This is a genomic window from Mycobacterium sp. DL592 (assembly GCF_011694515.1).
Lineage (GTDB): Bacteria > Actinomycetota > Actinomycetes > Mycobacteriales > Mycobacteriaceae > Mycobacterium.
This window is the reverse complement of the sequence record NZ_CP050192.1, coordinates 3,063,247-3,090,006: the sequence shown is the minus strand read 5'-3', so window position 1 is coordinate 3,090,006 and position 26,760 is coordinate 3,063,247. Positions and strand designations below refer to the sequence as shown.

The 26,760-nt window shown below is 67.0% G+C and carries 25 protein-coding genes; 17 read left to right on the top strand and 8 right to left on the bottom strand.

The genetic code is table 11. The annotated features are described in order from the left end of the window. Positions 1 to 3: 3 nt before the first annotated feature. Positions 4 to 4,800 carry an Ig-like domain-containing protein gene (locus HBE64_RS14830; RefSeq protein ID WP_167103518.1) on the bottom strand — a complete coding sequence of 1,599 codons (4,797 nt, stop codon included), beginning with the start codon at positions 4,798 to 4,800 and terminating at the stop codon, positions 4 to 6. A gap of 300 nt (positions 4,801 to 5,100) precedes the next feature. Here HBE64_RS14830 and HBE64_RS14825 point away from each other — a divergent pair, with 300 nt between their 5' ends. The 3 genes from HBE64_RS14825 to truB are packed head-to-tail and all read left to right on the top strand — an operon-like array spanning position 5,101 to position 7,585. After that, positions 5,101 to 6,036 (top strand): metallophosphoesterase, encoded by a 936-nt coding sequence (locus HBE64_RS14825; RefSeq protein WP_167103516.1) that lies wholly within the window; start codon positions 5,101 to 5,103, stop codon positions 6,034 to 6,036. Then, entirely contained in the window at positions 6,033 to 6,701 is a 669-nt protein-coding gene (locus HBE64_RS14820; RefSeq protein ID WP_167103513.1) for a 4'-phosphopantetheinyl transferase, read from the top strand. Before HBE64_RS14825 ends, HBE64_RS14820 begins: the two co-directional genes overlap by 4 nt. After that, entirely contained in the window at positions 6,698 to 7,585 is an 888-nt protein-coding gene (gene truB / locus HBE64_RS14815) for a tRNA pseudouridine(55) synthase TruB (protein ID WP_167103510.1), read from the top strand. Before HBE64_RS14820 ends, truB begins: the two co-directional genes overlap by 4 nt. On the opposite strand, the gene HBE64_RS14810 is transcribed toward truB, so the two are convergent. Then, positions 7,582 to 8,598: an AraC family transcriptional regulator gene (locus HBE64_RS14810; RefSeq protein WP_167103507.1), complete on the bottom strand. Its 1,017-nt coding sequence runs from the start codon at positions 8,596 to 8,598 to the stop codon at positions 7,582 to 7,584. The two genes, truB and HBE64_RS14810, sit on opposite strands and share 4 nt — an antisense overlap. 73 nt (positions 8,599 to 8,671) lie before the next feature. On the opposite strand from HBE64_RS14810, the gene HBE64_RS14805 reads away from it, so the two are divergent. Next, the gene (locus HBE64_RS14805; protein WP_167103503.1) at positions 8,672 to 9,985 is read left to right on the top strand and encodes a cytochrome P450; all 1,314 of its coding nucleotides are present in this window, start codon (positions 8,672 to 8,674) and stop codon (positions 9,983 to 9,985) included. A gap of 10 nt (positions 9,986 to 9,995) precedes the next feature. On the opposite strand, the gene mntR is transcribed toward HBE64_RS14805, so the two are convergent. After that, positions 9,996 to 10,703, bottom strand: a complete 708-nt coding sequence (mntR, locus tag HBE64_RS14800; RefSeq protein WP_371743989.1) for a manganese-binding transcriptional regulator MntR — start codon at positions 10,701 to 10,703, stop codon at positions 9,996 to 9,998. An 80-nt stretch (positions 10,704 to 10,783) separates the two neighbouring features. On the opposite strand from mntR, the gene HBE64_RS14795 reads away from it, so the two are divergent. Then, a complete protein-coding gene (locus tag HBE64_RS14795) occupies positions 10,784 to 11,758 on the top strand; it encodes a bifunctional riboflavin kinase/FAD synthetase (protein WP_167103497.1) in 975 nt (324 codons plus the stop codon). Here the strand turns inward: HBE64_RS14795 and HBE64_RS14790 are convergent, their stop codons facing one another. Next, positions 11,759 to 12,250: an SRPBCC domain-containing protein gene (locus tag HBE64_RS14790; protein WP_167103494.1), complete on the bottom strand. Its 492-nt coding sequence runs from the start codon at positions 12,248 to 12,250 to the stop codon at positions 11,759 to 11,761. Further along, positions 12,241 to 12,597, bottom strand: a complete 357-nt coding sequence (locus HBE64_RS14785; RefSeq protein ID WP_167103491.1) for a helix-turn-helix transcriptional regulator — start codon at positions 12,595 to 12,597, stop codon at positions 12,241 to 12,243. The genes HBE64_RS14790 and HBE64_RS14785 overlap by 10 nt, the downstream gene beginning before the upstream one ends. Before the next feature lie 175 nt (positions 12,598 to 12,772). On the opposite strand from HBE64_RS14785, the gene rpsO reads away from it, so the two are divergent. From rpsO to HBE64_RS14755, 6 genes are all read left to right on the top strand, one after another. Next, complete coding sequence (rpsO, locus tag HBE64_RS14780; RefSeq protein ID WP_059020502.1) at positions 12,773 to 13,042, top strand: 30S ribosomal protein S15; 270 nt, start codon at positions 12,773 to 12,775, stop codon at positions 13,040 to 13,042. A 294-nt stretch (positions 13,043 to 13,336) separates the two neighbouring features. Next, a complete protein-coding gene (locus tag HBE64_RS14775) occupies positions 13,337 to 15,586 on the top strand; it encodes a polyribonucleotide nucleotidyltransferase (RefSeq protein WP_167103488.1) in 2,250 nt (749 codons plus the stop codon). Beyond that, entirely contained in the window at positions 15,564 to 16,904 is a 1,341-nt protein-coding gene (locus HBE64_RS14770; RefSeq protein ID WP_167103485.1) for a pitrilysin family protein, read from the top strand. The genes HBE64_RS14775 and HBE64_RS14770 overlap by 23 nt, the downstream gene beginning before the upstream one ends. Before the next feature lie 6 nt (positions 16,905 to 16,910). Then, positions 16,911 to 17,822: a class A beta-lactamase gene (gene bla, locus HBE64_RS14765; protein ID WP_167103482.1), complete on the top strand. Its 912-nt coding sequence runs from the start codon at positions 16,911 to 16,913 to the stop codon at positions 17,820 to 17,822. Then, positions 17,823 to 18,212 (top strand): YchJ family protein, encoded by a 390-nt coding sequence (locus HBE64_RS14760; RefSeq protein WP_167103478.1) that lies wholly within the window; start codon positions 17,823 to 17,825, stop codon positions 18,210 to 18,212. It begins immediately after the preceding gene. Between the two features lie 72 nt (positions 18,213 to 18,284). Next, complete coding sequence (locus HBE64_RS14755; protein ID WP_167103475.1) at positions 18,285 to 19,085, top strand: VOC family protein; 801 nt, start codon at positions 18,285 to 18,287, stop codon at positions 19,083 to 19,085. Between the two features lie 82 nt (positions 19,086 to 19,167). Here the strand turns inward: HBE64_RS14755 and ald are convergent, their stop codons facing one another. Beyond that, positions 19,168 to 20,283 carry an alanine dehydrogenase gene (gene ald / locus HBE64_RS14750; protein WP_167103472.1) on the bottom strand — a complete coding sequence of 372 codons (1,116 nt, stop codon included), beginning with the start codon at positions 20,281 to 20,283 and terminating at the stop codon, positions 19,168 to 19,170. Between the two features lie 94 nt (positions 20,284 to 20,377). Between ald and HBE64_RS14745 the strand changes: the two genes are divergently transcribed. Then, positions 20,378 to 20,890, top strand: a complete 513-nt coding sequence (locus HBE64_RS14745; protein WP_167103469.1) for an Lrp/AsnC family transcriptional regulator — start codon at positions 20,378 to 20,380, stop codon at positions 20,888 to 20,890. A 72-nt stretch (positions 20,891 to 20,962) separates the two neighbouring features. On the opposite strand, the gene HBE64_RS14740 is transcribed toward HBE64_RS14745, so the two are convergent. Further along, the gene (locus HBE64_RS14740) at positions 20,963 to 21,919 is read right to left on the bottom strand and encodes a haloalkane dehalogenase (protein ID WP_167103466.1); all 957 of its coding nucleotides are present in this window, start codon (positions 21,917 to 21,919) and stop codon (positions 20,963 to 20,965) included. A gap of 36 nt (positions 21,920 to 21,955) precedes the next feature. On the opposite strand from HBE64_RS14740, the gene dapB reads away from it, so the two are divergent. The 5 genes from dapB to HBE64_RS14715 all read left to right on the top strand — a co-directional run bounded on the left by dapB (position 21,956) and on the right by HBE64_RS14715 (position 25,274). Further along, the gene (gene dapB / locus HBE64_RS14735; RefSeq protein WP_167103463.1) at positions 21,956 to 22,690 is read left to right on the top strand and encodes a 4-hydroxy-tetrahydrodipicolinate reductase; all 735 of its coding nucleotides are present in this window, start codon (positions 21,956 to 21,958) and stop codon (positions 22,688 to 22,690) included. Positions 22,691 to 22,725: 35 nt separating this feature from the next. Beyond that, positions 22,726 to 23,145: a hypothetical protein gene (locus HBE64_RS14730; RefSeq protein WP_167109217.1), complete on the top strand. Its 420-nt coding sequence runs from the start codon at positions 22,726 to 22,728 to the stop codon at positions 23,143 to 23,145. Positions 23,146 to 23,186: 41 nt separating this feature from the next. Continuing rightward, positions 23,187 to 23,576: a PPOX class F420-dependent oxidoreductase gene (locus HBE64_RS14725; protein WP_167103460.1), complete on the top strand. Its 390-nt coding sequence runs from the start codon at positions 23,187 to 23,189 to the stop codon at positions 23,574 to 23,576. A gap of 18 nt (positions 23,577 to 23,594) precedes the next feature. Beyond that, positions 23,595 to 24,047 carry a flavodoxin family protein gene (locus HBE64_RS14720; RefSeq protein ID WP_167103458.1) on the top strand — a complete coding sequence of 151 codons (453 nt, stop codon included), beginning with the start codon at positions 23,595 to 23,597 and terminating at the stop codon, positions 24,045 to 24,047. A gap of 183 nt (positions 24,048 to 24,230) precedes the next feature. Beyond that, on the top strand, positions 24,231 to 25,274 hold the full coding sequence (locus tag HBE64_RS14715; RefSeq protein WP_167103455.1) for a hypothetical protein: 1,044 nt from the start codon (positions 24,231 to 24,233) through the stop codon (positions 25,272 to 25,274). Positions 25,275 to 25,372: 98 nt separating this feature from the next. On the opposite strand, the gene HBE64_RS24755 is transcribed toward HBE64_RS14715, so the two are convergent. Beyond that, positions 25,373 to 26,581, bottom strand: coding sequence for a glycoside hydrolase family 3 N-terminal domain-containing protein (locus HBE64_RS24755; protein ID WP_371744190.1), 1,209 nt, complete (start codon positions 26,579 to 26,581; stop codon positions 25,373 to 25,375). Positions 26,582 to 26,760 lie beyond the last annotated feature (179 nt).

Genomic DNA, 26,760 nt, shown 5'->3' with positions numbered 1-26,760 from the left:
GAGTTAGGTCAACAGGCTGCCGGAGCCCGGCGTGACGACCAGATCGATGACCGTGTCGTGGGCGGTGTCCACCACGTAGACGTGCTGGCCGTCGGAGCTGGCCACCACGTCGGCGATGCTGTTGCTGTTGACGTCTGGTGAACTGCCGATCACGGTGTTGGTGGCGGCGTCGATGACGGCTAGGCCGCCGTTGGCACCCCCGACGTAGACGAGGCTGCCGTCGGGGCTCACCGCGATGGGGTTGGGCAGGCTCGACAGCGAGATCGTTGTCGTCAGGGCAAGGGTCTTCGCGTCGTATACGGCGATCTTGCTGGAGCCCGGATAGAAGTACGTGGCGTACAGGTGCTGACCGTCGGGGCTCAGTGCGAGCCTGCACGTCACCGCGACCACCGTGTTGGCCGGCTTCTGCAGGGTGACCGTTCCGGTGGCGGTGTCGACGATCGAGATCGTGGCATCGCGGTTGAGTGAGTACAGCAGCGAGCCGTCTGCGCTCAGGGCGATGTCGGTCGACCCCAGGTTGATGGCCTCGGTGCCGACCACGGCTTTGGTGCCGGCATCGATGACCTTGATGCCGCCGTTGTCGGTGGTGACGTAGAGCCGTTGGGCGTCGGCGGTGAGGACCAGTGTGCCGGGCTGGCCGCCGACATCGACGTTCGTCACTGTGCCGGAGCCGGTTTCGATGATCGAGACGGATCCGGATCCGGCGTTGGCGACGTAGATGGTGTCGCCTCCCGTTGTCGCGACCACCGACTGGGGTGCATCCCCGACCGTGTACTGGGCCTCGATCGCTCCGGTGCCGAGATTGACGACCTTGACGGTGTTCGGGTCGCCGGCGGACGGGCCGGCGTCGGTCACGTATGCGCGGGTGCCGTCGGGGCTGACGAACACCCCACCGGGGCTGCCGGTGGTCGTGATGGGGGTAGCGGCCTCGAAGTGAATCTGTGGCACGGTCAGATTCACCACCGCCACAGTCGGATTGGCGCCGTCGGTGGCGTTGATCGAGAAGCCGTCGGTCGACGGTGTCGCACCCAGTCCGGAGATCAACTGACTGGCCTGGGTGGGGGAGTACTGCCAGTTGTAGACCCCGAGTACCGGGTCGTAGTCGACCAGGAAGCTGCCCTTGCCTGGCTCGACATCGTTGGTCACCGTGATGGGATCGCCGTCCGGGTCGGCGACGACGTAGGAGCCGTTGATGACGCCCGTTGCAGTCGGTGTGGTGGGGGCGAGAACCTCGGTGACGACCGGCGCCTGGTTGGTGTTGGCACCCGGATTCAGTTCCAGCACAGACAGTTTGCGGGTCGTGGTGTTGGTCGCGTACAGATGTGTGCCGTCGGTGCTGAGCACGAAGCCGGAGTGGCTGCCTGCCAGCGTGGTGCCGGTGGCCAGCACGGTGCCGTCGGTGAGGTCGACCACTGTGATGCGGCCGGTGTCCTTGCTGGTGAGGTATGCCAGGGTGCCGTCGGGGTTCAGCGCGATGGCGTCGGGGGCACTGGGTAGGGCGATCGTCTGGACCACGCTCATGTTCGACGGGTCGCTGACGTCGTAGACCTTGATGGCGGTGGCGGTCGTGACATAGGCCCTGGTGCTTGCGGTGTTGACCACCAGCGGTCCCGGCTTGTTGATCACGTAGGTCAGGCCCAGCAGCGAGCCGTCGGACGCCTTCAGCACGGCGATGGCAAAGCCGTTGAAGTCGGTCGCGTAGATCGTCGAGCTGTCGTTGCCGGCGAATGCCAGGTGGCTGCCCGGGTACCCGAAAGTGGTTGCAATGGTGTCGGTTGCGGTGTTGATGACGACGATCCCGGGGCTGATGTTGCCGACCTTGGTGGCGTAGACCCGGGTTCCGTCGGGGCTGACGATCACCTGTGTCACGCCGTCGCCGATGGCCAGTGTCTTCACCGCTCCGGAGGTCGGGTTGATGACATTGACGCCGCCGTTGTACCCGACGTACACCCGGCCGTCGGCGTGCACCGCGATCGACGACGGGGCGTCACCCACGGTGTAGGTGTGCAGGATCTCACCGGTGGCCAGGTCGACGACGGCCACGCTGTCGTGGGTCTTGTCGGCGACGTAGGCCTTGCTGCCATCAGGGGACAGGGCCACCGCACTCGGCTTTCCGGTGACCGCGCCGATGGCTGCCTCGACCGTCAGATGTGTTGGAGCGATGGTGATTCCGCTGATGTCCAGCGTGCCGGGGGTCGAGTTCGCATCGGAGGCCGTCACCGTGAACGCATCGCTGGCCGCGGTGGCGCCGAGCCCGGAGCCGAGCCGGGCGGCTTCAGTGGGGGTGTACGTCCAGCTGTATACCCCGGACGTGGCGTTGTAGTGGACGGCCACGGCGCCGTCGGAGGGCATCCCGACAGTGACGGTGACGGCGTCGCCGTCGGGGTCGGTCACCCGGAAGGATCCGCTCACGGAGCCATCGGCGGCGGGGGTGCTCGGCACCGACACCACACTGATCACCGGTGACTCGTTGACGTCCACACCGGGCTTGAGTGTGATGACCGCGAGCGTCTGGTGCTGCGCGTTGACGCTGTAGAGGTGCAAGCCGTCGAGGCTGACGGCCAGGCCATCGGTCTTGCCGGGTAGCTGCTGGGTGGCGCCGGTGATGAGCGTGTTGGTGGCGGTGTCGACGACGAACACCTTGCCGCCCAGGGTGCCGACATAGGCCAGGCTGCTGTCCGGGCTGAGGGTGACCGCGACCGGCTCGTTGAGGAAGTTGGCCGGCGCCGGCGGGATATTTATGACGGTGAGCTCGGTGAGGTTGGTCGGGTCCGAGGTGTCGACGACCTGGACCGACCTGTTCCCGAAGGCCGCCACGTAGGCACGGGTGCCGTCGGCGTTGACGGCCAGATCGTAGGCGCGGTCCGGTGTTTCGATCGTGTCGAGCACCGTGCCTGTCGCCACGTCGATGACGGCGAGTTCGTCCAATCCCATCGCGTACAACTTCGAGGAGTCGGCGCCGGCGAATGCGATTCGGCCCCCGGCGTAGTTGATGGTCGACACCTGGGTGTTGGTGGTGGTGTCGATCACCGCGACGGTCCCGTCGGCGACGGGAACGTAGAGCCGCTTTCCGCCGGGAGCCAGGACGGGCACGCCGGGCGCGTCGGCCACTGCGATCTCGGTGGCTTGTCCGGTGGTGGTGTTGATGACCGAGATGCTGTGGCCGTCGGAGTTGGACACGTAGATCACTCCATTGGCTCCGGTGGCGACGCCGACGGGGTAGTCGCCGACGTGGTAGGTCGTCTGCACCGTGCCCGTGGTGAGGTCGACGACGGTGACCGTGGCGTGCGCTGAGTCGCTGATGTAGGCGCGGGTTCCCGCGGCGTTGACGGTGACGTTGCTCGTCCCCGGATTGGTGCCCAACTCGATGGGTACGTCGATGCTGAGGTGGGCCGGTGCCACCGTGACGTTCTGGACGGCGGCGGTCACCGGGTCGGTGTGACCGTCGGTGGCCGAGATGGTGAATCCGTCGGTCAGGGTGGATCCGTTGAGCCCCAGTGCAATCTGTTCGGCCTGGCTCGGCCGGTAGGTCCAGGTATAGATGCCGCTGGTGGTGTTGTAGCTGAATTCGACTGCCCCATGGACAGGTTCGGCGCCGGATGCCACCGCTACGGTGACGGGGTCACGGTTGAGGTCGACGACGGTGAAGGTGCCACGCACCGAGCCGTCGGCCGCCGGTGCGCTCGGGCCCGATACCACCGTGATGACAGGCGCTACCTGAGGCACGACGACGTTCACGGTCTCGGTGGTCGAGTGCCAGGTCGGGTGGAACAGGTCGAAGAGGTGGAAGTGGAAATGGAAGTTGGAGTCGTCGCTGATGTTCACGCTGAAGGTGTCGGCGCCGGTGTATCCGGCGACGGGGGTGTAGGTGAAGGTGCCGTCGGCGTTGACGATCGCGGTGCCGTGCTGGCCCTGGGTGACGGTGTAGGTCAGGGTGTCGCCGTCGAAGTCGGTGGCGTTGAGGCTGCCGGTGATCTGGCCCTGGGCGTTGAGAGTGGAGCTGACGGTCGGGGTGCCGACGGTGGGGGTTTCGTTGGCGATGAACGACTCGATGCGGCGGTAGAGGCCCCAGATACCGACCAGGATCGGGTTGGGTGTGGGGTCCCCGGGTGAGGGGGTGGCCAGCGGGTTGTAGCCGAAGACGGTGAGCACCCCGGCCACCAGCGCCCGGATGGGCCGGAACGGGGTGGCCGCGGTGGCTGCGGCGCTCGTGGTTTGCGTGGCGGCGGCCTTCACGGTGGTCACCGCGACGGTCGTGGCGGCAGCCGGGGCGGTGCTCGCCACCGCGGGCGTGGCCGCACCGTCAGCTGGCTGTGGGGTATCGGTACTGACCGTCGCCGAGGTGGCCGAGGTGGTTTCGCGCTGCGTCTCCGCGGTGTCCGATTCCTTCTCGGTCGCATCGCTTGCCGCGTCGACGGCGGTGCGCGAGTGCCCGGTCGCGGAGCCCCGATCGGTCTCGGTCGTGACATGTGGCGCCGAGCCGGCGGTGTCGCTGCCTGACGCCGAGTCGCTCTTGGTTGTCGACGTCTTCTTCGCCGTCGATCCCCGCTTGGAGGACCCGGTCGCCGAGGAACCGGTGTCCTGTGACGACGTGGCCGACGAGGAACCGGAGGCCGCCGGCGAGGCGGTCGCGACACCGGGGCCCGCGGTCGTCACCGCCACGCCGATACCGAGGGCCAGCGCCAGCGCGCCGACCCGGCCGACGTAGTTCGCGCACCCGGTGGCGGGCGTTGCGACGCGGTGGGGGCGATACCACGGTGATCCGGGGCGGGTGTGGCGGTCAGAGTAGTCGGTGCGCATGGGGCCCTCCGAATTCCTATGCGGTTCTGGCGATCCGCATTGCGGAACCAATAGGACCATTTAGTAATGGCACACGCAAGGAAATTTCTCAGGAACAACCCACTAAAAGCACAGATTCCACCGTTTTTCCGATACGGTTCCACCATTTTCCCGACACGGCGCCTCCGATTGGGAACCGCAATGCGGATCTCGATCGCGACACCCGTTCAACTACCGCAGAAGTCGCTATGACTGCAGGCGCACGCAGCCGCAATCCGACGCTGCGCGCCGGCCCGAACGTGCCCAGTAGGCTGGTCGGTTGTGGCTCCCACACTCTGGGCGATCAGTGACCTGCACACCGGTCACAACGGCAACAAGCCGGTCACCGAATCGCTGTATCCGTCGACACCGGACGACTGGCTGATCGTCGCCGGTGACGTCGCCGAGCGCACCGATGACATCCGATGGTCGCTGGATCTGCTGCGCCGCCGCTTCGCCAAGGTGATCTGGGTGCCGGGTAACCACGAACTGTGGACCACCGGTAAGGACCCCATGCAGGTGTTCGGCCGGGCGCGCTACGACTACCTGGTCAACATGTGCGACGAGATGGGTGTGATCACTCCCGAGCATCCGTTCCCGGTGTGGACCGAGCAGGGCGGCCCCGCGACCATCGTGCCGATGTTCCTGCTGTACGACTACACGTTTCTGCCTGCCGGTGCCACCACCAAGGCCGAGGGCCTGGCGATCGCCAAGGCCGCCAACATCGTCGCCACCGACGAGTTCCTGTTGTCCAGCGAGCCGTACGCCACCCGGGATGCGTGGTGCCGGGATCGGCTGGCCTACACCAGGAAACGGCTCGACGAGCTGGACTGGATGACGCCGACGGTTCTGGTGAACCACTTCCCGATGCGCCGCGAACCCTGCGACGTGCTGTTCTATCCGGAGTTCTCGCTGTGGTGCGGGACGGTCGAGACGGCCGACTGGCACACCCGCTACAACGCGGTGTGCTCTGTGTACGGGCATCTGCACATTCCGCGGACCACCTGGTATGACGGGGTGCGCTTCGAGGAGGTGTCGGTCGGCTATCCGCGAGAGTGGCGGCGGCGCAAGCCTTATCGCTGGATGCGCCAGATCCTGCCTGACCCGCAGTACGCGCCGGGCTACCTCAACGACTTCGGCGGCCACTTCGTGATCACCCAGGAGATGCGCGAGCAGTCCGAGAAGTTCCGCGACCGGCTGCGCAGCCGGCGCGGATGAGCGAGCTCATGCGGGCGGTGCTGCCCGATGTCACCGACCTGGTCTACGCGGAGCTCTACGACGACCCGCCGGACCTTGCTCCGCTGCCCGAGGAAGAGCCGCTGATCGCCAAGGCGGTGGCCAAGCGCCGCAACGAATTCGTCACCGTGCGGCATTGCGCCCGGGTGGCATTGCAGCAACTCGGCATGCCGCCGGTACCGATCCTCAAGGGGGACAAGGGCGAACCGTGCTGGCCTGACGGCGTGGTGGGCAGCCTCACCCACACCCAGGGGTATCGCGGCGCGGTCGTGGGCCGCGCCGAATCGGTGCGGTCGGTCGGCGTCGACGCCGAACCGCACGGGGAGCTGCCCGACGGGGTGCTCAACGCCATCAGTCTCCCGGTCGAACGCTACGAGATCGCGAAGCTGCCCGGTGGACTGCACTGGGACCGAGTCCTGTTCTGTGCCAAGGAGGCGACGTACAAGGCGTGGTTTCCGCTGACCCAGCGCTGGCTGGGCTTCGAGGACGCCCACATCACCTTTGACGTCGACGCCGATGGCCTGCGCGGCAGCTTCGTGTCCCGGATCCTGATCGACCCGAGTGCCCGGTTCGGACCGCCGCTGACGCAGCTCGAGGGCCGCTGGTCAGTGGGCGGTGGGCTGGCGCTGACGGCGATCGTGCTGTGAGTCCCCAACCGGGGATTGTCGTCGTCGACAAGCCTGCGGGCATCACCAGCCATGACGTGGTGGGCCGGTGCCGGCGCATCTTCGGAACCCGCAAGGTCGGCCACGCCGGCACCCTGGACCCGATGGCAACGGGAGTCCTCGTCATCGGCATCGAGCGGGCCACCAAGATCCTGGGTCTGCTGACCGCCACCTCGAAGTCGTATACCGCCACCATCCGGCTGGGCCGCTCCACCACGACCGATGACGCCGAAGGCGAAGTGCTCCAGTACATTCCGGCCGGACACATCACCGATGACCAGATCCACACCGGGATCGCGGCGCTGCGCGGCGACATACTGCAACGCCCGTCGTCGGTGAGCGCGGTCAAGATCGGTGGCAAGCGCGCCTACCAGCTGGTCCGCGAAGGCCAGAAGGTCGAACTGGCGCAACGGGCGGTGCGCATCGACCGCTTCGACGTCCTCGACATCCGCCGGCCCCCAGACGGTTTCGTCGATCTCGATGTCGAGGTGGACTGCTCATCGGGCACCTACATCCGCGCGCTGGCCCGCGACCTCGGTGCGGCACTGGGCGTCGGGGGACACCTGACGGCGCTGCGCCGGACCCGGGTGGGCGGATACGGGCTCGACCATGCCCGCACGCTGGAGGTTCTCGCCGAGACGCCGTTGCTCAGCTACACCCTCGACGAGGCGTGCCTGCTGGCGTTCCCGCGCCGCGACATCACCGCCGAGCAGGCCGGTGACGCCAGCCACGGCCGCTCGTTGCCCGCCGCCGGTATCGACGGCGTGTATGCGGCGACCGATCCCGACGACCGGGTGGTCGCCCTGTTGCAGGACAAGGGTTCTGGCACCGGTTCGGTCGTGGTGATCCGGCCGGCCACCCTCTAGGTCTTGCGTCTGCTGGGCGGCTGACCCGTCCAGCGGATGTGCGCCCGGGTGAAAGCGGAGGTCTCCGAATAGCCCAGCCGTCGTGCGGTTTCCTCCACGGTGAAGCCTGAGTCCAGCAGCTCGGCGGCCAACGTCACCCGCACTTCGTCGAGCAGCGCCCGAAAGCTGGTCCCCTCGGCGGTCAGCTTGCGGTGCAACGTCCGTTCGGTGATGCACAGTTCGGCGGCGACGTCGGCCATCGATGGGATCTGCGCGGAGTTCGCGATGATGCGCGTTCGCACGGCCGCGGCGATGCCGCGACGGGTGCGGCGCCGGTCGAGCAGTTGCTCGCACTCGCGGATACAGATCGCCGCGGTCTGCGGGTCGGCCGCGGGCATCGGCTGGTGGATCAGGTCGGCGGGGAACACCAGGGCGTTGCGTGAGGCCTTCTCGACCCGGATCGTCACGTTGTCGATCTCGATGCCGTCGATGGGCAGGGTCAGGTTGGCCAGTTCGACGCGGAACGTCATCGGCGGTTGATTCGAGCCGATCAACATCGGGATCACCCGCACCACCATGCCGAAGTCCCGCTCGATCAGGAATTGCCGTACGTCGAAGGGAATCTGGGTGTCGTCGATGGCCACCACGGCTTCGGATCCGACGAACTCGGGTGCTGCGAGGCTGAGATAGGAGGCCGACAGCGCGCTGTAGCGCCAGGCGACGTCGACGGCGTCGCCGAACGTCGGGCTCGACATCAGCGCATAGCCGAGGATGCCGGTATCGGCCAGGCTGTAGCGCGATCCGGCTTCCATCCCGAGCCCGGGCCGGTTTCCCAACCGCGCGATGACATTTCGGATGATGGTGATTTCCTGCGTCGGACTGATCTCCCCGGTGGGATCGAGGAGGTCCTCGGGCGATAGCCCGGTGCCGTGCAGGCATGTCGCGGCGTCGAGCCCGTGCTCGGCAGCAGCCTCGATGACATGTCGGCCCGTCGTTGACGGCCGGGCGACGTCGAGTCCGGAAATGGCCACCATGTGTCCGAAAGTATCAAGCCGATGTCCGAAACGGGCATTCTTTTGCGTACCGGCCCGCTCTAGCGTCCTGTCTATGCCTGCTGATCTGCTCAAGCCGCCGCCGCGGGCGGTGGCCTCGGTCGCCCGCGCGTCGGTGTCGGACCTGTGGCGCCCGGTGGCCACCGGCGCCTACCGGGACATCCGCCGACCGCGACCGCGAATGGCTGAGTCTGCCATGCCGCGTACCACTTTCGACCCCACACTGCCGGCCAATATCGTCAACCCCTACCCGGCGCTCGAGCGGATCCGCCGGCATCCGGTCGTGGTCAACGAGCGCCTCGGGGTGTGGATGCTGGGCCGCTACGCCGACGTCCACGCCGCCGCCCGCAACAGCGAGGTGCTCTCCTCGCGCGACGGGATCATGCTGCGCAGCTTCGCCGCGAGTGCGGTGCTGCTGGCCGACCCGCCCGATCACACCCGGCTGCGCCACATCGCCGCGCCGGTGTTCACCAAACGTGCCGTGAACACCCTGACGTCGGACATCGAGCGCCTGGCTGGCGAGTCGATCTCGGCGCTTCGCGACGGCAAGGCCGTCGACCTGGTCGCCACCCTGACTGTGCCGATGCCGATCAACGTCATCGCCACGATCCTGGGCATCCCTCGTGAGCAGTGGCCAGGATTTCGCACGGTGTCCGAACAGATCGTGCAGGCGTTCGCGCCGCGGACGCTGCCCGAAGTGGCCCGGATGGTCGCGGGCATGCTGGCGTCCTACGTCCAGCTGCGCAGCTTCATCAACCTCGAGATGACCAGGCGCGCAACGCAACCGGCCGAGGACCTGCTGACCCGGCTGCAGGTGGCTCGGGCCGCCGGCGAACTCACCGACAACGAGGCGTTCTTCTACGCGACCATCCTGCTGGTGGCCGGCAACGAGACGACGACGAACCTGCTGGGCATGCTGCTGATGCGAATGGCCCAGGACCCCAACCTGTTCGACGAGTTGAAGGCCGACAGGGGCCTGGTGCCCGCAGCGGTCGAGGAGACCGCACGCTGGGGCTCGCCGGTGCAGTGGGTGACCCGGGTCGCCACTCGGCCCTACGAGGTCGGCGGGACGGTGATCCCCGCCGGCGGCAAGGTGGTGCTGTTCTACGCATCGGCCAACCGCGACCGGGACAAGTTCGGCGATCCCGACCGTCTCGACATTCACCGCGACACCACCGGGCACCTGGCGTTCGGGCACGGCCTGCACTTCTGCCTCGGCGCACACCTGGCCCGGCTCGAGACCGTCACCGCCGTCAATCATCTGCTGGACGAGATCGACGGGCTGGAGCTGGCGGGGCCGGTGCGGTGGGGGACCTCGCCGTCACTGCAGGGCCCGGCCTCCCTGCCGGTGCGGATTCGCCGATCGTGAGCTGACGGCGTTACCCGCCGACAACCCAGATCGCTTGGGCGGCAGGGCTTCCCAGTTCGACAGTGTTCAGCGCGCCGTCGGCGGCCTGCACCGACACCGAGATCATGCCGGCGAAGTCGCGCCGGGCCAGGACCTCCAGGCGCGAGTCCAGATTGATCCCGACCGCGTCGAAGTAGCGCAGCATCTCGGGGTCGGCGTCGGAAATCCGGGCCACCGTGGCGACGTCGCCGTTCGAGCAGGCCGACAGCTGCCGCGCCGGCGGGGTGGGTACCTGGCCGTCGGCCGCCGGGATCGGGTCACCGTGCGGGTCGCGGGTGGGATAGCCCAGCTTGGCGTCGATCCGGTCGAGCATCATGTCGCTGACCGCGTGCTCGAGGATCTCGGCCTCGTCGTGCACCTCGTCCCAGCCGTAGCCCAGCTCGCGCATCAGGAATGTCTCGAGCAGGCGATGCCGGCGTACCACCGCCAGTGCCGCGTGGCGGCCGCGGTCGGTGAGGGTGACCGCGCCGTACTTCTCGTGGTGCACCAGACCTTGGTCGGCGAGCTTGCGGATGGACTCCGAGGCCGTGCTGGCCGACACGCCGAGACGCTCGGCGAGCAGTTTGGTGCTGACCTTCTCGTGCGACCACTCCTGGGCGGTCCAGATGATCTTGAGGTAGTCCTGGGCAACCATCGTCAGGTCGCGTACCCCGCTGTTGGGGTTCTCGTCAGGACTCACACCCGAAAGTTTAGGCATTCATTACCTGATCTGGGGATCTAGCGCCTCGGCCGGTGGCGCCGGGTCGTAGGCTTGCCGACGTGGAGAGGTGGCGGGGTCAGGAAGAGATCCCCTCGGACTGGGGCCGGTGCGTACTGACCATCGGCGTGTTCGACGGCGTGCACCGCGGGCATGTCGAACTGATCGCCCAGGCAGTCAAGTCGGGTCGTGAACGCGGCGTGCCGACGGTGCTGATGACCTTCGACCCCCACCCGATGGAAGTCGTCTTCCCGGGCAGCCATCCCGCCCAGCTGACCACGCTGGCCCGCCGTGCCGAACTCGTCGAGGAACTGGGCATCGACGTCTTCCTCGTCATGCCGTTCACCACCGACTTCATGAAGCTGACCCCGGAGCGCTACGTCCACGAACTCCTCGTGGAACGGCTGCACGTGGTCGAGGTGCTGGTAGGGGAGAACTTCACCTTCGGCAAGAAGGCGGCCGGCAACGTGGCGGCCCTGCGTAAGGCCGGAGAACGCTTCGGCTTCGCCGTCGAGGGCATGTCCCTGGTCGCCGAGCACCACAAGAGCGAGACCGTCACCTTCTCGTCGACCTACATCCGTTCCTGCGTCGACGCCGGTGACGTGGTCGCCGCGGCCGAGGCGCTGGGCCGCCCGCACCGGGTCGAAGGTGTGGTCGTGCGCGGCGACGGCCGTGGCCGGGGCCTGGGCTACCCGACCGCCAACGTGGCGCCCCCGATGTACTCGGCGATCCCGGCCGACGGCGTCTACGCCGCCTGGTTCACCGTCCTGGGCCACGGGCCCATCACCGGTTCGGTGATCCCGGGTGAGCGCTACCAGTCGGCGGTGTCGGTGGGCACCAACCCGACGTTCTCCGGTCGCACCCGCACCGTCGAGGCGTTCGTCCTCGATTCCGAGGCCGACTTGTACGGCCAGCATGTGGCCGTCGACTTCGTCAGCCGCTTGCGCGGCCAGCTGCGGTTCGACTCGGTACAGGATCTGGTCGTGGCGATGGGCAAGGACACCGACAAGGCCCGCCAGATCCTGTCCTCGTCGTAATCAGCTGCCGGAGCCGACCAGGCCGTCGATCTGGTTGATCGCACCGGTGGCGCCCTCGATGACGCCCATGTCGAGCACGGTCTGCAGCGCCTCGGCCGACGGGTAGGTGCTTACGTAGGTGGCCCTGGTGCCGCCGTTGTGCTCGGTGAAGGTGAACACGCTGTGCGAGGTCGGCATGGTGGGGTCGGGATTGAAGTCCTGGTCGGCGAAGCCGTCGGTGAAGGCGAAGCTCCTGGGTTCGTCGACGGCGGTGATCTCCCAGTAGCCGGCGTGCTTGTCGCCGTCGGGTCCGGTCATGAAGTACGTCATCCGGCCGCCGGTCTTCAGGTCGTGGTCGACGACGGTCGCCGGATAGTCCGGCGGGCCCCAGACCTTCTCCAGCTGACGCGGGTCGGCGTAGACCTGCCAGATCCGCTGCACCGGCGCGGCGAAATCGGCGGTGATGGTCAGGGTCAGGCTGTCGAGATCGTGCTGTACATCGGTCACGGGCATGGCGTTTCGTCCTCCTGGGTTTCGTCGGCTGAGATGAGGTCGTCGATGCGCGCGACCCGGCCCCGCCAGATCTGCTCCAACTCACCGAGCATCGACGCCACCGACCGCACGGCCGTCACGTCGCCACTGGCCAGTTGCTCACGACCGCTGCGCCGCTTGGTGAGCAGACCTGCCTTCTCCAGCACGGCGACGTGTTTTTGCACCGCCGCGAAGCTCATCTCGTATTTCAGTGCGAGCGCGGACACCGAGTGCTCCCCGGCCAGGGCGCGACGCATGATGTCTCGCCGCGTGCGGTCGGACAGCGCATGGAACAGGGCGTCGGCCCGGTCTTCCTCGTCCACGATCACACTCCCAACATACAACCGATTGGTTGTATGTTGTCAAGGTCTGGCCGCTGACCTGGCGCGATTTCGGTTCGGGGCGGTCCCGCTGCTAGAGTTCGTCCCGACACGGCATGTGCTGCAGTCCGCGGTGGCCTTGCTTGATTACCTAAACGCGGTACCGATTGATGGAGATGTTCTCGTGGCGTTGACTGCCGAACAGAAGAAGGAAATCCTGGGCTCCTACGGCCTGCATGAGACCGACACCGGCTCGCCGGAGGCCCAGGTCGCACTGCTGACCAAGCGGATTTCCGACCTCACCGAGCACCTCAAGCAGCACAAGCACGACCACCACTCGCGGCGCGGTCTGCTGCTGCTGGTCGGCCGTCGCCGCCGGCTGCTCAAGTACGTTGCCGATGTCGATGTGGCGCGCTACCGCTCGCTGATCGAACGGCTGGGTCTGCGCCGCTGAGCGCACTACCCACGTGTAACATGGGGTCGTTACGCGCCGTGTGACGGCGCGAACAATCGGGTGCGGTTCACGCACATCCGCGTGTCCCGTTCCCGCGTGTCATAGCGAAGCTTCCCGGATCGGGCGGTCTTCGGTAGTGGCTGCCGGGCCCCAATCTCAATCGGGGAGTGCCCGGCCGCTTCGATCGACGGCCGTAGCCGCATCTCGGTTCAAGCCTCGTCGCACCCGGGGATACCTGGGTTCATCTGTGACATCGCGAAACAGTTGAATTGCAGAAAGGCTGTACGGACGTCTATGTCTGTAGCTGAAATCGACGAAGGCGTGTTCGAATCGACCGCCGTCATTGACAACGGGAGCTTCGGCACCCGCACCATCCGCTTCGAGTCCGGTCGGCTGGCCCAGCAGGCCGCCGGTTCGGTCGTCGCCTACCTGGACGACGAAACCATGCTCCTGTCGGCGACCACCGCCAGCAAGAGCCCGAAGGAGCACTTCGACTTCTTCCCCTTGACGATCGACGTCGAGGAGCGCATGTATGCCGCCGGGCGTATCCCCGGCTCGTTCTTCCGCCGGGAGGGCCGCCCGTCCACCGACGCGATCCTGACCTGCCGGCTCATCGACCGGCCGCTGCGCCCGTCGTTCGTCTCGGGCCTGCGCAACGAGATCCAGGTCGTCGTGACGATCCTGAGCCTTGATCCCAAGGACCTCTACGACGTGCTGGCGATCAACGCCGCGTCGGCTTCCACCCAGATTTCCGGCCTGCCGTTCTCCGGCCCGGTCGGTGGCGTGCGCGTCGCGCTGATCGACGGCCAGTGGGTGGCGTTCCCGACTGTCGAGCAGCTCGAAGGCGCGGTGTTCGACATGGTCGTCGCCGGCCGCGTGGTCAAGGACGGCGACGTCGCGATCATGATGGTCGAGGCTGAAGCCACCGAGAACGTCATCGAGCTCATAGCCGGCGGTGCCACGGCACCGAGTGAGGCCGTCGTGGCCGAGGGCCTGGAGGCCGCCAAGCCGTTCATCGCCGCGCTGTGCGCCGCGCAGAGCGAGCTGGCCAGCCGGGCCGCCAAGGAGACCGCCGACTACCCGGTGTTCCCCGACTACGCCGAGGACGTCTATACCGCCGTCGAGCACGTGGCCTCCGAGCCGCTGTCGCAGGCGCTGACCATCGCCGGCAAGCACGAGCGTGACGACCGCACCGACGAGATCAAGAACGAGGTGCTCGGCGAGCTCGGCGAGACCTTCGTCGGGCGTGAGAAGGAGATCGGCGCCGCGTTCCGCTCGCTGACCAAAAAGCTTGTGCGCCAGCGCATCCTGACCGACCACTTCCGCATCGACGGCCGCGGCATCACCGATATCCGCGCGCTGTCCGCCGAGGTCGCGGTGATCCCCCGGGCGCATGGCAGCGCACTGTTCGAGCGTGGCGAGACCCAGATCATGGGCGTCACCACCCTCGACATGGTCAAGATGGCCCAGCAGATCGACTCGCTGGGGCCGGAAACCTCCAAGCGCTACATGCACCACTACAACTTCCCGCCGTATTCGACCGGTGAGACCGGTCGGGTCGGTTCGCCCAAGCGCCGCGAAATCGGCCACGGTGCGCTGGCCGAGCGGGCCCTGATGCCGGTGCTGCCCAGCGTCGAGGAGTTCCCGTACGCCATCCGGCAGGTCTCGGAGGCGTTGGGCTCCAACGGTTCGACGTCGATGGGCTCGGTCTGTGCCTCGACCCTGGCGCTGCTGAACGCCGGTGTGCCGCTCAAGGCCCCGGTCGCCGGTATCGCGATGGGTCTGGTCTCCGACGAAGTCGATGGCGAAACCCGCTACGTGGCGCTGACCGACATCCTCGGTGCCGAGGATGCCTTCGGCGACATGGACTTCAAGGTCGCAGGCACCAAGGACTTCGTCACCGCGCTGCAGCTGGACACCAAGCTCGACGGCATTCCGTCGCAGGTGCTGGCCGGGGCGCTGTCGCAGGCCAAGGACGCGCGTCTGACCATCCTCGAGGTGATGGCCGAGGCCATCGACGCCCCCGACGAGATGAGCCCGTACGCGCCGCGGGTCACCGCGATCAAGATCCCGGTCGACAAGATCGGCGAGGTCATCGGGCCCAAGGGCAAGATGATCAACTCGATCACCGAGCAGACCGGCGCCTCGATCTCCATCGAGGACGACGGCACGGTGTTCGTGGGCGCCACCGACGGCCCGTCGGCACAGGCGGCGATCGACATGATCAACGCCATCGCCAACCCACAGCTGCCCAAGGTCGGTGAGCGGTTCCTCGGGACCGTGGTCAAGACCACTGACTTCGGTGCCTTCGTGTCGCTGCTGCCCGGCCGCGACGGCCTGGTGCACATCTCGAAGCTGGGCCGCGGCAGGCGGATCAACAAGGTCGAGGATGTGGTCAAGCTCGGCGACAAGCTCCGGGTGGAGATCGCCGACATCGACAACCGCGGCAAGATCTCGCTGATCCTGGTCGACGAAGAGGGGGCTGCTGCTCCCGACGATGCACCGGCTCCTGTTGATGCCGATGCCGCAACCGCCAGCAGCTAACGCCTTACGCCGCGGCCGGCGCGTCCCTGACGCGCCGGCCGCGGTGCGGCGCACCGTCCTTGGCGGTGGTCTGCGCGTTGTCACCGAATACATCCCGTCGGTGCGCTCGGCATCGGTCGGGGTCTGGGTCAACGTGGGTTCGCGTGACGAAGGCCCCACCGTGGCCGGTGCCGCGCACTTCCTCGAGCATCTGCTGTTCAAGGCGACCCCGACGCGCACCGCGGTGGATATCGCACAGTCCGTCGACGCCGTCGGCGGTGAGCTGAACGCGTTCACGGCCAAAGAACACACCTGCTACTACGCGCACGTCCTCGACGAGGACCTCGAACTGGCCATCGACCTGGTCGCCGATGTGGTGCTCAACGGGCGCTGCGCCGCCGGGGACGTCGAACTCGAACGTGACGTGGTGCTCGAAGAGATCGCCATGCGCGACGACGATCCCGAGGACGCTCTCGGAGACGTCTTCCTGTCGGCCATGTTCGGCGACCACCCGGTCGGGCGTCCGGTGATCGGCAGCGTCGAGTCGGTGTCGTCGATGACCCGATCACAACTGCACTCGTTCCACGTCCGCCGCTACATCCCGGAGCGGATGGTGGTGGCTGTCGCAGGCAACGTCAACCACGACGAGGTCGTGAAGCTGGTTCGGGAGTACTTCGGCCCCAAGCTGATTCGCGGCCGCAAGCCACGGCCGCCGCGTACCGGAAACACCCGGCTCACCGGCCGGCCCGGTTTGGTGCTGATCAACCGCGACGCCGAGCAGACCCACATGTCGCTCGGAGTCCGGGTGCCCGGTCGGCACTGGCGACACCGCTGGGCACTGTCGGTGCTCAACACCGCTCTCGGCGGAGGCCTGAGTTCGCGGCTGTTCCAGGAGATCCGGGAGAGTCGCGGGCTGGCCTACTCGGTGTACTCGACCATCGACACCTTCTGTGACAGCGGTGCACTGTCGGTGTATGCGGGCTGCCTGCCCGAGCGTTTCAACGAGGTGGTGCGGTTGACCACCGAGGTTCTCAACAGCGTGGCCCGCGACGGTCTCACCGAGTCGGAGCTTCGCATCGCCAAGGGCTCGATCCGCGGCGGAATGGTGCTGGGCCTGGAGGATTCCGCATCGCGGATGAACCGGCTGGGCCGCAGCGAACTGAACTACGGCGGATACCGCAGCGTCACCAGCACCCTCGACCACATCAACGCCGTCACCCTCGATGAGGTCAACGCCGTCGCCCGCGAGGTGCTGTCCAACCCGTTCGGCGCCGCGGTGCTCGGACCGGTGCGCTCCAAACGATCACTGCCACAACCTCTTCGGCGGATCGCGGGCTAGTCGCCGGTGTTGCTCACCCGTCGTCACCTGCTCATCGGCGCAGCGGCACTGACCGCGGCCGCAGCATGCGGGCGAACGGACTACACGCCGCCGCGCTTGAGCGACCCCGCAGAGCCGCTGCCGCCGCTGAACGAGCGCATCGGCATGCTGGAGAGCCGGCACAACGCGGTCGTTGGGCTCTACGGCGAGAACCTCGACGCGAAGCAGACGGTGGCACATCGGGAGGGCGACATGTTCGCCGTGTGCTCGACCTTCAAGGCCTACCTCGCCGCGCGGATACTGCAGAAGGCCCAGCACGGCGAACTACGGATGATGGACACGCTACGGGTGGATCCCGCTGCAGTGCTTCCCAATTCGCCGATATCCGGACCGAAGGCGGGCAGTAGCCTGCCGCTGGACGAGTTGTGTCAGGCCGTTCTGCAGCGCAGCGACAACACCGCGGCCAACATGCTGCTGACGGTGATCGGCGGACCGCAGGCGATCACCGCGTTCGCTCGCTCCATCGGCGACGACCGCACCCGGCTGGACCGCTGGGAGACCGAGCTGAACTCGGCGCTGCCCGGCGACCCGCGGGACACCAGCACACCGCGCACACTCGGCGGCGGATTCCGGGCGATCCTCACCGGTGACGTGCTCGACCCGGCGCATCGCCGGCAGTTGGAGGACTGGATGCGCGGCAACGTCACCTCCAGCATGCGGGCCGGACTGCAACCGGGCTGGACGTCGGCCGACAAGACCGGCAGCGGCGACTACGCCAGTACCAACGACATCGGAATCGTGTTCGGGCCCAACGGCGAACGTATCTTGCTGGCCGTCATGACGCGCACTCGATCCGACAATCCGAACGCCGAGCCGTTGCGGCAGCTCATCGCGGAAGTGACGACGGCGGCCCTGCCGACCCTGCGCGGCCAGGGATAGATGAACCCGACCGACGCCTGCCCCTGCGGGTCCGGTGCCGCGTTCGGCAGCTGCTGTCTGCCGCTGCACCGAGGTGAGACGCAGGCGCAGACCGCCGAAGCGCTGATGCGGGCCCGATACAGCGCCTACGCCGTCGGCGATCTCGACTACGTCTGGCAGACCTGGCATCCGCGGACCCGGCCCGCCACGCTGACACCCGAGGGTGGTCTGACCTGGACCGGGCTGCAGATCCTCGGCACCGCCGCCGGGAGGGCGCAGGATCAGACCGGTGAGGTCGAGTTCCGGGCCCACTACCGCAGCGGCGGCCGCACCGGAGTGCTGCACGAGCGTTCCCGGTTCAGCGTGCGCGCCCGTCGCTGGTTCTACGTCGACGGAGATCTCTTCGACTGACGCGCCGACGCGATGAGTTTTCGGGGCCGCGGGAGTCAGTCAAGGGGTCCAGACATCGCGGAAAGGATCATCGTGAGTGACTACACCGCCCCGATCGGGGCCCCCATCTGGTTTGACTTGATGAGCAGCGACCCCGCACGTGCCGCGGAGTTCTATCACCAGATCTTCGGCTGGGAACTCGAAGGCCCGCCGCAACCGGAGTTCGGCGGCTACCAGAACTTCACGCTTCACGGCAAACGGGTCGCGGGGCTGTCGCCGCACATGGAGGAGGCCGGTCCGCCGAACATCTGGGGGATCTACCTGCACACCAGCGATGGCAACGCAACCGTCGTCGCGGCGGAGGCAGCGGGCGGCAAGGTGATGGTGCCGCCGATGCCGGTGGGCGAGCTGGGTTCGATGATGGTGGTCGTCGACCCGGCGGGTGCGGTCGTCGGCTTCTGGCAGCCCGGCACTCATCCCGGCTTCGCCGAGTGGGGTGTGCACGGGGCGCCGTACTGGTTCGAATGCCAGAGCAAGGACTACGAGGCGTCGCTGCAGTTCTACCGGTCGGTCCTGAATACGCGGATCGAGGAGATCGGCACGGGCGGTGACCCGGACGCCGTCGGGCCCGACCGCTACGGACAGGTGTTCGCCGGGGAGAGCGCCTATTCGGGAATCATGGATTCGGTCAAGCTCATGCCCGAGGAGGTCCCGTCGTTCTGGCAGGTATACGTCCACGTCGACGATGTGGCCGCGACGGTGAAGCAGACCGAAGCGCTCGGCGGGCAGTTACTGATGCCCGTGGAGGACACGCCCTATGGCACCCTGGCGGCGATCAAGGATCCGCTGGGTGCGCTGATCTGTCTCGGTCATCCGCCGGCCGGTATGGGCTGAGCCCAGACATCAACGAACCGGGACGCTCGAGGAGCTGTCCCGGTCCGCTGTGTGGAGGTGAGCCGTTGGCTCACTTAAGGTTTCAGGTCAGCAGGCCGGCCGGATCGGTGTAGGGCAGCTCGAGGTCGTGAGCGACCTCAGCGTTGAGCAACTGACCCTCGTGGGTCGAGAGACCCTTGGCCAGCGCCTGGTCGGCCAGGCAGGCGTCCTGCCAGCCCTTGTCGGCCAGCTTGAGCACATACGGCATGGTGGCGTTGGTCAGTGCGTAGGTCGAGGTGCGCGGCACCGCGCCGGGCATGTTGGCCACGCAGTAGAACACCGAGTTGTGGACGTTGAACGTCGGGTTGTCGTGGGTGGTGGGCTTGGAATCCTCGAAGCAGCCACCCTGATCGATCGCGATGTCGACCAGCACCGAACCTGGCTTCATCTGTGCCACAGTGTCATTGGTGACGAGCTTGGGCGCCTTGGCGCCCGGGACCAGCACGGCGCCGATCACCAGGTCGGCCTGCTTGACCGCATCCTCGAGGTCCAGTCGCGACGAGTAGCGGGTCTCGATGGCGCCGCCGTACTCGGCGTCGATCTTGCGCAGGATGTTGACGTTGAGGTCGAACACGGTGACGTGCGCGCCCATACCCCAGGCGACGGCGGCGGCGTTGTCGCCGGCCATCCCGCCGCCGATCACCACGACACGGGCCGGGGCGACACCGGGGACGCCGCCCATCAGCACGCCGCGACCGCCCTGGGTGCGCATCAGGTGGTAGGCACCGACCTGAGCGGAGAGCCGGCCGGCGACCTCACTCATCGGCGCGAGAAGAGGGAGTGCACCATCGGCGGTCTGCACGGTCTCGTAGGCGATCGAGGTGGTGCCCGACGCCAGCAGTGCGTCGGTGCAGGGCCGCGAGGCGGCCAGGTGCAGGTAGGTGAACAGGGTCTGGCCCTTGCGCATCCGGGTGTATTCCGGCTCGATGGGCTCCTTGACCTTGAGCAGCAGGTCGGCCTGGGCCCACACGTCGTCGGCGCTCGCGACGATCTGCGCGCCCGCGGACTTGAAGTCGGCGTCGGGGATGGCCGAACCGTCGCCCGCACCGGCCTGGACCATCACGTCGTGGCCGCGGCGGACCAGTTCGGAAACGCCGGCCGGGGTGATGGCGACGCGGTACTCGTTGTTCTTGATCTCGGTCGGGATACCGACACGCATGATCGCTCCTTGATCGGGGTTTGGCTTACAAGAATTGTGAAGAAGCTGCGGACTTTATTCAATGCAGATGACAAAGATTCGATAAGGTCGAGCTATGGCTGAAGGATCTACGAAACTGGCGGTTCGATCGGGGCTCGCGCCGAAGGATGTTCGGGCCGATCTCGACAACGTCGACCGCCGCATCCTGGCGCTGCTGCACGCCGATGCCCGCATCTCCAACAGCGCCCTGGCCGACGCGGTCGGCATCGCCCCGTCGACCTGCCACGGCCGGGTGCGCCGGCTGCAGGATCTCGGCGTGATCCGGGGCTTCTATGCCGACATTGATCCCGCGGCGATCGGGCTGTCGCTGCAGGCGATGGTGTCGGTGAGCCTGCAGTCCAACGCCCGCGGCAAGATCGGCACCTTCATCGAACACATTCGGCGTAAGCCGCAGGTGATGGACGTGTACTTCCTGGCCGGGGCCGACGACTTCATCATTCACGTGGCGGCCCGAGATACCGATGACCTGCGTGCCTTTGTGGTGGAGAACCTCAACGCCGACGCCGACGTGGCCGGCACCCAGACCTCGCTGATCTTCGAGCACCTACGCGGAGCCGCCCCGCTGTGAGTGGTGGCCGACAGTAACCTCACGGCGGCGCAACGCGTGCGAAATCGCCGCAGCGTTACTGTCGGCGGAACCTCAGGGGCCGGTGACGAATTCGGTGACGATGCGGGCCAACTCGGCGCCCTGCTGTTCCTGGACGAAATGCCCGGCCCCGGCGATGGTGGTGTGGTGTTGTCCGCGTGCTCCCGGGACGTGGTCGCGGAACACCTGTTCCCAGCCCCGGGTCGCCGGGTCTCCGTCGGAATAGGCTGTCAGGAAAGGCTTTTCCCAATGCGCCAGGGCGTCCATCGTCGCCCGGCCGATCGCCGCCCCCGGATCATTGCGGGTCAACGGAATCAGTGCGGTCAGCTGACGCAGCCCGGCCTTGTAGCGGGGATCGGGGAACGGCGCGTCGTAGCCGGCCAGCACCTCGGCGCTCAACGGCCCGGCGACGGCGTCGATGAACATGCTCGGTGTGATGTCGGGGCTGCGGGCGTACATGGCGATGTAGTCCAGCAAGGTCTCCTGCAGCAGCATCCGGTCGGCGCCCACGCCGTGGTGGGCCCAGCCGAGCTTGCCGGCCAGGGCGGGATCGCACGTGTGCAGGATGGTGTTGGTGGCCACGACGCGGGCGAACCGGTCGGGTTCGCGCGCCAGCACGCTCAAACCGATTGGGCCGCCCCAATCCTGGACCACCAGCGTCACGTCGGTCAGGTCCAGCCCGGTCACCAGGGAGCGCACCCAGCCCACGTGCCGGGCGAAGGTGTAGGCGGTCGGATCGTCGGGCTTGTCGGAGCGGCCGAAGCCGATGTTGTCCGGCGCGATGACCCGCAGGCCCGCCGCAGTCAGCGCGGTGATGACGTGGCGGTACAGGAACGACCAGCTGGGCTGGCCGTGCAGCAGCAGCACCACCGGAGCGTCGGCGGGCCCGGCGTCGACGTAGTGCATGCGCAGCGGCGGCAGCCCGCGCGCCTCGACGTCGAGATAGTTCGGCTCGAACGGGTAGTCCGGGAGACCCTCGAACTGCTCGTCGGGTGTGCGCAGTACCTGCATTCCCGCACACTAACCTGCGCCGATTAGGCTAAACCCATGCGAGTTGGGGTTCTGGGCGCCAAGGGCAAAGTCGGCACCACGATGTGCGGGGCGGTGCGCGACGCCGACGATCTGACGTTGAGTGCGGAGGTCGACGCCGGCGACGACCTGAGCCTGCTGACCGACAGCGGCACCGAGGTGGTCATCGACTTCACCCACCCCGACGTCGTCATGGACAACCTCAAGTTCCTCATCGACAACGGCATCCACGCCGTTGTCGGGACCACCGGATTCACCGACGAGCGCATCGACCAGGTCCAGGCCTGGCTCGCCGACAAACCCGGCAGCGCGGTGCTGATCGCCCCGAACTTCGCCATCGGCGCGGTGCTGTCGATGTACTTCGCGCAGAAGGCCGCACCGTACTTCGAGTCGGTGGAGGTCATCGAACTGCACCACCCGCACAAGGCCGACGCGCCGTCGGGTACCGCGACGCGCACCGCCAAGCTCATCGCCCAGGCGCGAAAAGACTTGCCGCCCAACCCCGATGCCACCAGCACAGGCTTGGAAGGAGCGCGCGGAGCCGACGTCGACGGCATCCCGGTGCACTCGGTGCGGCTGACCGGGCTCGTCGCCCACCAGGAGGTGCTGTTCGGCACGCTGGGGGAGACGCTGACCATCCGCCACGACAGCCTGGACCGCACCTCGTTCGTGCCCGGCGTCCTGCTCGCCGTGCGCGAGGTCGCCAAGCGCCCCGGGCTCACCATCGGGATCGAACCACTGCTGGACCTGTGAACCGCGCGCTGCGCATCCAGCTGCTGATCGGGCTGATGTGTGTGGCCCTGCTGGTGTACTTCGTGCTGCTCGGACGTACCGGAGTGGTGCTGATCGGTACCGGTAAGCCCAGCGGGATCGCGCTGGGCATCGGGGTGCTGCTGCTGCCGATCGTCGGGCTGTGGGCGATGGTCGCCACGCTGCGGGCCGGCTTCGCCCACCAGCGGCTGGCCGCGCTGGCCACAGAGGACGGGATGGAACTCGACGTCAGCGAGCTGCCCCGAACCCCGGGCGGGCGCATCGACCGCGACGCCGCCGACACCCTGTTCAATACCGTGCGCACGGAATTGGAGGCGGACCCGGACAACTGGCAGCGCTGGTATCGGCTGGCACGGGCCTACGACTATGCCGGCGATCGCGCCCGCGCCAGAGAGACGATGCGCAAAGCCGTCGCGATGCAGGCGGGCAAGACCTGACGCGGGGAATGGTGCGCTGACAGCCGCGGTTTATTCCGGGCATGACTTCCATACCTGACTCTCATCGCGATCTCGCCGAAGCACCGCTGGTTGCCTCGCTGTCCACCGTCGGCGCCGACGGGACGCCCCAGGTGACTGCGATCTGGTACGTGGTCGACGGGGACACCGTGCAGACGTCCTTCGTCACGGCGCGGCAGAAGTACAAGAACGTCGTCGCCCATCCGCAGGCGACGTTGTTCATCATCGATCCGCAGAACCCCTTTCGGACCCTCGAGGTCCGCGGGACGGTGGAGATCGGCGAGGATCCCAACCTCGAACTGTTCGCGAAGGTCGTCCGCCACTATGGTCAAGATCCGGACACCTTCCCCGCGCCCCGCGAGGGCCGGGTGGCTATCACATTGCGGCCCACGCGGATCGTCGCGCAGGGCTGACCGACTGAGTGGAGGGCGATGCCTCGGCTGCTGATCGTCCACCACACTCCGTCACCGCACTGCCAGGAGATGTTCGAGGCGGTGCTGGCCGGCGCGACCGCCCCCGACATCGAGGGCGTCGAGGTGCTGCGCAGCCCCGCATTGACCGTCTCGCCGGCCGACATGCTGTCGGCTGACGGCTACCTGCTGGGCACCCCGGCGAACCTGGGCTATATGAGCGGGGCGCTCAAGCACGCGTTCGACGTCTGCTACTACCCGTGCCTGGACTCCACCCGGGGCCGACCGTTCGGCTGGTACCTGCACGGCAACGAAGGCACCGAAGGCGCGCAGCGCGGTGTCGAGGCCATCACCACCGGCCTGGGCTGGGAGAAGGTCGCGCAGACTGTCGTCGTCTCGGGCAAGCCGACCAAGGACGACATCGAGGCGTGCTGGAACCTGGGTGCGACGGTCGCTGCGCAGTTGATGGAATAGGCCCGATGCCCGGCCGATAGTGATTTGGCCTTTGCTGGGACGCGCGATCCGCGTCAAGTTTCAGTGTGCAAGTTTCGTACGTTTGGGTGACATCGTCGTTGCCGTCAATTCGTTACGGTCAAAAAACACGTTCACAACCGGGTACGGGGACGGCAGCGTCGCCATATCTTTCCGGATACCTCGGTGTGGCCCAACATTATTGGAAGGTTTGCGCACATGACAGTTGAGGTTGCCGCGGCAACGCACCAAGCCTTCGGCGGGCGGTTGCGCGCACTATCGAAGGTGTCCATGCGGTCAGCGTTGATCGCAGGGGTCGCTTCTGTTGGAATCGTGTCTGCGTTTCCTGACGGTGCAACCGCGGCTCGGGCAGAGCTTCCTGCCGCAGCCTCTGCGGTTGCCAGCGCCGCTATCGAGGTGACTCAACGCGACGTACAGCTGATGGCCTACATTCCGGGCTGGAGCGACACCTGGGATCTTGTCAACAATGTCTTCTACAACCTGGAACCGCTCGTCACGACGGTTGTCAACACAGCGACATCGGTGGCTTCCTACATCCCCGTTGTCAACATCATCGCCGATCAGGTTTACATCATTTACAACTACGCGATCTGGCCCGTGGTGTGGCTGCCACTGACATGCGGAACGGCGTATTTGTCGAGCTTTGACCCGTATTACATCGGCCACATCATCGACGGCATCGTCACATCGTGGTCGAGCTTCGTCCAGATCGAGCTCAACTACTTCCTCAGCGGGGCGTGGATTCCGTTCTCGGCGGCCGCGTCGCCGGCGGCGGCCAAGGTGGGCGGCGGGGATGCCACCGATGGGGACAGCGCCAAGCCGGTCGGTACGAGCACTGGGCGGTCGGGCCGTCTTGTGCACATCACGGCGGCGCCGGAAGCGCCTGCGCAGAGCGCAACTGACAGCCCGGTCGTCAGCGCCCTGCCCGCCGAACCCGTGCCCGCCAGCCAGGTTCAGGTCAGCGAGGCTACCGAAACAGTTCCGCAGGCGGATGCGCCCGCAACAGAGACCGACGCCACCGATGACGCTACCGAACCCGCCGATGACGGTTCTGCAACGGCGCCGGTGAAAGCAGATGCCGGCGGTACCGGCTCGTCAGCCAAGGCTGCGACTGTGGGCAAGAAGAAATCCGCAAACAGCTCTGCCGGCGCCGGAGCGGATCACGGTAAGGCGCACGGCTCCAGTGGGCGGGCCAAGGCGCACGACTAGGTTCGCGCCCAAGCGGTAGTGCCCTGTACTGACGCCAGCCGACCGCAATCCGCCATCGCGCGGGTTGCGGTCGGTTTGTTATGCAGGTACGGACCCGATCATCGAGCGCCACAGTTGCCTTGTGGACGCTTGGCTGCGACGACATGGCGCAGCGCGTCATCGACGCGTTGCGGGGTCAGGTCTCCGGCGTTGTAGGCACTTTCGAGTCGATCCAATACCGCTGGCACTTGGTCGGTCGTGATCCACAGCGCCGTGTCGGCTCCCGCCCGCAGGGCCATCGTCACGGCCTCGGCTACACCGTATCTCTCCTTGATAGCGGCCATGCTGGACAGATCATCAGTGAAAACGATTGCGTCGAATGGGGTTCCACCGTATTCGCCCGAGCGCAACAGGGCGTAGGCTGCCGGGCTGAGGCTGGCCGGATCTGTCCCGGTCAACTCCGGTACTTCCAGGTGGCCGACCATCACACCGACGGGTGCATCGGTGGTCAGCGTGCGGTAGGGGATGAGGTCGTCGTCCATGAGCTCCGACAGCGGTGGCGTCTGCACCTGACCGGTATGCGAATCTCCCGAGCCGTGCCCGTGTCCTGGGAAGTGCTTGAGCACTGGCAACACGTTCGCATCACGCAGTCCGCGGGCATAGGCCTGGGCGAACTCCACGACGCGTTGGGGATCGGAGCCGAATGAGCGGTCGCCGATCACGGAGTCGTTCGGGGCGTCGGTCACATCGACGACGGGTGCGAAGTCGACCGTGATGCCCAAGTCGTGCATACGGCGTCCACGGTCGAGCGCGATCTCGTAAACGTCAGCAGGAGAGCTTGTCTGGGCCAGCATGCGCGGTGACGGCTGGTGGCCGATGAGCTTGGCCAGCCGCTCGACCCGACCGCCCTCTTCATCCACGCTCACAGCAAGAGGAAGGGGTCCGCTCGCCGCGGCGATCGATTGCACCGATCCGTCGGTCAGCATCGACAGATCTGTCCAGCTTCCGATGAAGATCCCGCCGACGTGTTGGTCGGTGACCACCGCGCGCGCGTCATCGGCCCCGGTCACACCGACCATTAGGAGTTGCGCGAGCTTGTCGCGCAGCGACAGTTGCGACACGGCTGCGTCCGCTTGGGCGCATTGCGACAACGGTGCCGCCGGGACAGTCTGCGGCGGTGGTGCCGGCGGTGCCGATGACGATCTTGGCTTGCCGGTGTTATCTGGCTCGTGCTGCTCAGTTCTGAGATAGAACGCCGAGGCCGACGCCAGCAAGACGGCGACTGCAGCGATGGCAGCCGTGCGGACCCCCGGCCGCCGCCACGCCACGGCAGGAGATGATGCAGCCACCGACGACGGTGGATCGTCTTCAGCAAGGTCAGCCGGAGCACCGGCCCGAAGCTTGGCGGCTTCCGTTGTCGGAGGTGAGACGGGCGGTGCACTGGGCGCTTTGGTACTCGTTGTCAGATCGGCGGCGAAGTGCCGGCAGGTCGTATAGCGCTGCTCGG

Bases quoted from the DNA above. Each gene is read 5' to 3' on its own strand.
- HBE64_RS14830 (WP_167103518.1), bottom strand. From the start codon at position 4,800: ATGCGCACCGACTACTCTGACCGCCACACCCGCCCCGGATCACCGTGG.
- HBE64_RS14820 (WP_167103513.1), top strand. From the start codon at position 6,033: ATGAGCGAGCTCATGCGGGCGGTGCTGCCCGATGTCACCGACCTGGTC.
- HBE64_RS14810 (WP_167103507.1), bottom strand. From the start codon at position 8,598: ATGGTGGCCATTTCCGGACTCGACGTCGCCCGGCCGTCAACGACGGGC.
- HBE64_RS14805 (WP_167103503.1), top strand. From the start codon at position 8,672: ATGCCTGCTGATCTGCTCAAGCCGCCGCCGCGGGCGGTGGCCTCGGTC.
- HBE64_RS14790 (WP_167103494.1), bottom strand. From the start codon at position 12,250: ATGCCCGTGACCGATGTACAGCACGATCTCGACAGCCTGACCCTGACC.
- HBE64_RS14775 (WP_167103488.1), top strand. From the start codon at position 13,337: ATGTCTGTAGCTGAAATCGACGAAGGCGTGTTCGAATCGACCGCCGTC.
- HBE64_RS14770 (WP_167103485.1), top strand. From the start codon at position 15,564: ATGCCGCAACCGCCAGCAGCTAACGCCTTACGCCGCGGCCGGCGCGTC.
- HBE64_RS14760 (WP_167103478.1), top strand. From the start codon at position 17,823: ATGAACCCGACCGACGCCTGCCCCTGCGGGTCCGGTGCCGCGTTCGGC.
- ald (WP_167103472.1), bottom strand. From the start codon at position 20,283: ATGCGTGTCGGTATCCCGACCGAGATCAAGAACAACGAGTACCGCGTC.
- HBE64_RS14745 (WP_167103469.1), top strand. From the start codon at position 20,378: ATGGCTGAAGGATCTACGAAACTGGCGGTTCGATCGGGGCTCGCGCCG.
- HBE64_RS14740 (WP_167103466.1), bottom strand. From the start codon at position 21,919: ATGCAGGTACTGCGCACACCCGACGAGCAGTTCGAGGGTCTCCCGGAC.
- dapB (WP_167103463.1), top strand. From the start codon at position 21,956: ATGCGAGTTGGGGTTCTGGGCGCCAAGGGCAAAGTCGGCACCACGATG.
- HBE64_RS14730 (WP_167109217.1), top strand. From the start codon at position 22,726: ATGTGTGTGGCCCTGCTGGTGTACTTCGTGCTGCTCGGACGTACCGGA.
- HBE64_RS14725 (WP_167103460.1), top strand. From the start codon at position 23,187: ATGACTTCCATACCTGACTCTCATCGCGATCTCGCCGAAGCACCGCTG.
- HBE64_RS14720 (WP_167103458.1), top strand. From the start codon at position 23,595: ATGCCTCGGCTGCTGATCGTCCACCACACTCCGTCACCGCACTGCCAG.